Here is a 4,704-nt window from a genome sequence, read left to right on the forward strand (position 1 = left end):
CCGTTCCTGGACTACCCGCCGGAACTGCGTCGCGTCGTCTACACCACCAACGCCATCGAGTCCATCAACTTCCAACTACGGAAAATCACCAAGACTCGCGGACACTTCCCGTCCGACGAGGCCGCGATGAAGCTCATTTACCTGGGCCTGCGGAACATCTCCAGCAAGAGGGGAGGTGAATCCGGAACCGGTACCTGGGGCTGGAAAACGGCTCTAAATACACTGGTCGTCCTCTTCCCTGGACGACTCCCACTGTGAGAGAATAACAACGTCAGTCACCCGTAGCTTACACGGGAATCGTGACAGGCTCGCGGAACGAGACGACCGACCTTGCCCCACTCGCCGACGCCGCATCCGGTCGCCGGCGGGTCGATACGGTCGCCAACCGGGTGCAGCGCAACGCGGTGTGCCTGCGCGATGTTGCCTACCGGATACACGCGCACGTCGAGTTGCGCGAGCGCGCCACCAAACCGGAGGCCGCTTACCGGGACCAGTTCCGCCGCCGGGTGTCCCGGGGGAGCTGCTTCAGCCAGCCCTACCTGGGGACGCGGGAGTTCACCGCGTACTTCGGGGACCCCGATGACCGGCCCCCGATCGAGGTGAGTGAGGACCTCGGGATCATGTTGCACTCCGTGGACCACTCGACGACCCCGGCCTCGTTCACCTGGTTCACCGCCCGCCTCGACAACGGCGTGCTGCACGTCCCGGCGCAGGGCATTCCCGGAACGGGCGTGGCCTGATGCTGTTGCAGCGGCTGGTTCAGTACGCCGAACGTGACGCCGCGCCCCCGTTTCACCGGGAGCGGCAGTTCGACTGGCAGCTCAACCTCGACCGGGACGGCGGCCGGAGTCCGACACGTTGCAGCGGCTGGTCGCCGCCGACGCCAAGGGACGGTCGCGTGGCGTGCTGCACGCCGTCCCGACCGCGGTGCGAGCTTATGGTGTGGCGCCCAATCTCGCCGCCGACGATGCCCAGTACGTGCTGGGCTGGGCCGACGAGGACCGCAAGCCCGAACGCGTGGCGCAGTGCCACGCGGCGTTCGTCGAGCTGACCCGGCGGTGGGCGGAGAGCCCGCAGGGACGCGACGATCCGGTGGCGCAGGCGGTCTCGACGTTCCTCCGCAGCGGGGCCGCCGTCGAGATGCGACGGCCGGGAGAGTGCACCGCCAAGAGCGGCGTGCTGATCGCCGTGGCCGGCGTCCCCGCCTATCGGGCGGCCTCGGTCCCGGACTTCTGGAGCCACGAAGTCGCCCGGCGCAAGGGCGCAGGGAATGGCCTGTGTCTGGCGTGCGGACGGGTCGGACCACTGCTGGACACCGTCCCCGGCAAGGTGCCGTCGCGCCTCGTACCGGGCGCCACGAACGACACCGCCCTGGTCAGCGTGAACGAACGGGTCTTCGGCTACGACCTGGTGACGCAGCTGTCGGCCAGCCCCGTCTGCATCCGGTGTGGTGAGGCCGTCACCACCGGCCTGATCCGGGTGCTGGGTTCGACGAACTCGTCGAGCTTCGGGGGGCAGGACAGCCGCCTGGCGTGGTGGACCACGCAGGACACCCCGTTCGACGCGATGGCCCTGCTGCACCGACCATCCGGCCCCGACGTCGCAGCCCTCCTGGGATCGGTGCACACGGCCCGGCAGCAAGCTGCGACCGAACTCGGCAAGGCGAGATTCTGCTCGGTGACCCTCGGCGGCAACGTCGCGCGGATCATGGTGCGGGATTGGGTGGAGATGCCGCTGGAGCAGCTGCAACGGCACGTCGCGGAATGGTTCGCCGACCAGCGGATGGTCTCCACCCGCCCGGACGGCGCCGAATTCCACAGCATCGGCCAGTTCGCGCTGATCGCCGGCCGATGGATCACCGACGGCAAGCGCGGCCGCTACGCCGACTTCGGCGCCAAAGGTGCCAACCGCCCGGCGGACGTTCATCGCGACCTGGTACGTGCCGCGCTCCGCAAGACCCCGGTGCCGCCCTCACTGCTGGCCCATCTGGTGCACCGGGTGCGGACCGACGGCCACCTCGACGACGCCCGTGCCGCGCTGATCCGGCTGATCCTGACGCGCAGCCCGCTGACCACGGAGAAACCCATGCCTGGACTCGATCCGTCCAACACCAACCCCGCCTACGTCGCCGGCCGCGCGTTCGCCGTCCTCGACCAGATCCAGTACAGCGCGTCGGAAGAACGCAGAAACACCACCTACGGCGACCGCTTCTTCGCCGGAGCGATCAGCAACCCGCGGGCCGCACTGGTCACCGGGCGGCGGGACGCCGCGGCCTGGCTGCGCAAGCTGCGCCGGACGAAGACGGGCGCCGCGATCCGTCACGAAAAGGAGCTCGACGGGCTGTTCGCGCTGCTCGATCCGGCCCGTGACGTCCCGGCCCGCACCACGCTGACCGAGCAGTCGCTGTTCCTGCTCGGCTACCACCACCAACGCGCCCACGGCTTCGCCGCCGCCCGAGCGGCCCGTGACACCGTCACCGAGACCCCCGAGGAGACCAACCAGTGACCGCTCCCCACCTCGACCCGACCGTCCGGCACGACATGGTGTTCCTGTTCGACGTCGTCGACGGCAACCCCAACGGTGACCCCGATGCCGGAAACCGCCCGCGGATGGACGACGAGTCCGGCCAGGGCCTGGTCACCGACGTCGCCCTGAAGCGCAAGATCCGCGACACCATCGCGCTGGCCGCGGGCGACGACCCCCGCTACGACATCTTCGTGCAGGCCGGCTACGCGCTGAACCCGAGACTGGAGGCCTCGTACACCTCGAACGGCCTGGAGCTGGGCGGCAAGGGCAAGATCACACCGGAGCAGGCGGCCGTGGCCCGGGCCTGGCTGTGCGACCGCTACGTCGACATCCGGCTGTTCGGCGCCGTGCTGTCGGTCGGCAAGACCCAGGCGCTCGGCCAGATCCGGGGACCGGTGCAGGTCACCATGGGTCGCAGCATTGATCCGGTGTTCCCGATGGATCACGCGATCACCCGAGTCACCCAGACCAAGCAGGAAGACATCGACAAGGGCGAGAGCACGGAGATGGGCGGCAAGTGGACCGTGCCCTACGGCCTCTACCGCGCCGAGGTGTTCTACTCGGCCACCAGGGGCGCCCAGACCGGCGTCGACGGCCGCGACCTCGAGCTGCTGTACCGCAGCCTGGAGATGATGTTCGACCACGACCGGTCGGCGACGCGGGGGCGGCTGACCCCTCGGGGACTGTACGTGTTCAGCCACCCCGACGCGTTCGGGGCGGCGCCGGCGCACCGGCTCACCGAGCGGATCCGGGTCGCCCGTGCCGAGGGTTCGTCCGACACCGCGCCCCGCAGCTTCGCCGACTACGCCCTCTCCGTCAACGACGACGAGCTCCCAGCCGGGGTGCACCTGACCAAACTCATTGCTTGAGGATGTGGGAGCAGCCAGGACGGGAGCGCCGAAGCGTCCCGATCTCAGCGCTGGAACACCACGCCTACTGCCCCCGGCAGGCTGCGTTGATCCATGTGGACGGCTACTTCGACAGCACCGTCGACACCGTCCGCGGCGATCTCGCGCATACCGCGGTGGACCGCGTCGGGATCGGACACGGCCGGGATCGGAGCAAGCTGTTCCGGTCACTGCCCGTGTGGAGCGACGAGCTCGGGCTGCACGGCATCTGCGATGTCGTGCAGTTCGAGCCGGACGGCCCGATCCCCGTCGAGCACAAGTCGGGGACATACCGTCCGGGTGGGCCGGCGGATGTGCAGGTAGCCGCACAGGTGCTGTGCCTACGGGAGATGTTCGGCGCCGACGTCCCGGTGGGCGTGGTCTTCTCGGGCAAGCAGCGCCGACGGCATGAGGTACCCGTCGACGACGCCCTCGCCGAGCGGGTCCGGCGCGTGACGGCTGCGGTCCGCTCCGTGCTCGAGGACGCGGAACTCCCGCCGCCGGCCCACGACTCCCGGTGCCGACGATGTTCGCTGCTACCTGGCTGCATGCCGGACGCGCCCACCGTCATCACCGGGCTGTTCACGCCGCGGCCGCTGGGGGAGTGGGATGACTGAGTTGCTGAGCACTCTCTACGCCACCACGCCGGGTACGAGCCTGCATCTCGACGGCGACGCTGTTCGGCTCGCCCATCCCCAGCGCCGAGGACGACACCTGATACCGCTGGTCCGAATCGACCACATCGTCGCGTGGAACGGCGTCGACCTCACCGACGACCTCCTGCACCGGTGCGCCGCCGATGGTCGATCGGTCACCTGGCTAACGCGCAACGGCCGGTTCCTCGGCCGGGTCAGCGGACCGCAGACCGGCAACCCGATGCTTCGGCTGGCCCAGTTTCGCGGCTACGAGGACCCGGAGCGCCGGCTCGCGCTGGGTAAGCCCGGATCCACCGTCGCTCGAGCCATTTGATCGTTTTTTCGTTGCGGTGTCCGGTCTCAGGAACGGGGCGTGCTGATCTCGCCGGTCTGCCGGCTTCTCCGGGTCCTTGGTCGGGGTGGGTAGCGGGTCGAGGTGGTCAGGTGGGGATCGGCAGGGCGGTGGCCCGGGCCAGTGCGGTGAGGAAGGCGGTGGCCCAGGGCCACTTGGCGGGTAGGCGCAGGTGCAGCCGACGGGCGGAACGCACCAGGCGGCCGGGAACGCAGAACAGCGTGCGGCGCAGCGTGGCGGCGGTGGCCCGGTGCAGGTCGGCACCGGCGAGGATGCCGACGCCGCGGCCGAGGTTGTGGCCATC

At 69.6% G+C, this 4,704-nt stretch carries 6 protein-coding genes and 1 pseudogene; 6 read left to right on the top strand and 1 reads right to left on the bottom strand.

Going from position 1 to position 4,704, the window contains the following annotated elements:
- The 6 genes from G567_RS33760 to G567_RS0124925 all read left to right on the top strand — a co-directional run.
- Positions 1-258: transposase (locus G567_RS33760; protein ID WP_161631734.1), on the top strand; the 258-nt coding region annotated here is incomplete at its 5' end.
- Between the two features lie 41 nt (positions 259-299).
- Positions 300-740 carry a type I-E CRISPR-associated protein Cas5/CasD gene (locus G567_RS31380; protein ID WP_051233540.1) on the top strand — a complete coding sequence of 147 codons (441 nt, stop codon included), beginning with the start codon at positions 300-302 and terminating at the stop codon, positions 738-740.
- Positions 741-858: 118 nt separating this feature from the next.
- The gene (gene cas8c / locus G567_RS31385) at positions 859-2,505 is read left to right on the top strand and encodes a type I-C CRISPR-associated protein Cas8c/Csd1 (RefSeq protein ID WP_161631760.1); all 1,647 of its coding nucleotides are present in this window, start codon (positions 859-861) and stop codon (positions 2,503-2,505) included.
- A complete protein-coding gene (gene cas7c / locus G567_RS0124915) occupies positions 2,502-3,395 on the top strand; it encodes a type I-C CRISPR-associated protein Cas7/Csd2 (protein WP_028932045.1) in 894 nt (297 codons plus the stop codon). Before cas8c ends, cas7c begins: the two co-directional genes overlap by 4 nt.
- 2 nt (positions 3,396-3,397) lie before the next feature.
- Entirely contained in the window at positions 3,398-4,030 is a 633-nt protein-coding gene (gene cas4 / locus G567_RS0124920) for a CRISPR-associated protein Cas4 (protein ID WP_028932046.1), read from the top strand.
- On the top strand, positions 4,023-4,382 hold the full coding sequence (locus G567_RS0124925; RefSeq protein WP_028932047.1) for a CRISPR-associated endonuclease Cas1: 360 nt from the start codon (positions 4,023-4,025) through the stop codon (positions 4,380-4,382). Before cas4 ends, G567_RS0124925 begins: the two co-directional genes overlap by 8 nt.
- Positions 4,383-4,488: 106 nt before the next feature.
- Here the strand turns inward: G567_RS0124925 and G567_RS32570 are convergent.
- Positions 4,489-4,704: pseudogene (locus G567_RS32570) on the bottom strand (IS1380 family transposase); the annotation flags it as partial.

The sequence above is a fragment of the Pseudonocardia asaccharolytica DSM 44247 = NBRC 16224 genome, assembly GCF_000423625.1.
GTDB lineage: Bacteria > Actinomycetota > Actinomycetes > Mycobacteriales > Pseudonocardiaceae > Pseudonocardia > Pseudonocardia asaccharolytica.

What these genes read in the sequence shown, in the direction of transcription:
- cas4 (WP_028932046.1), top strand. Translation starts at nt 3,398, where the DNA reads ATGTGGGAGCAGCCAGGACGGGAGCGCCGAAGCGTCCCGATCTCAGCG.
- G567_RS0124925 (WP_028932047.1), top strand. Translation starts at nt 4,023, where the DNA reads ATGACTGAGTTGCTGAGCACTCTCTACGCCACCACGCCGGGTACGAGC.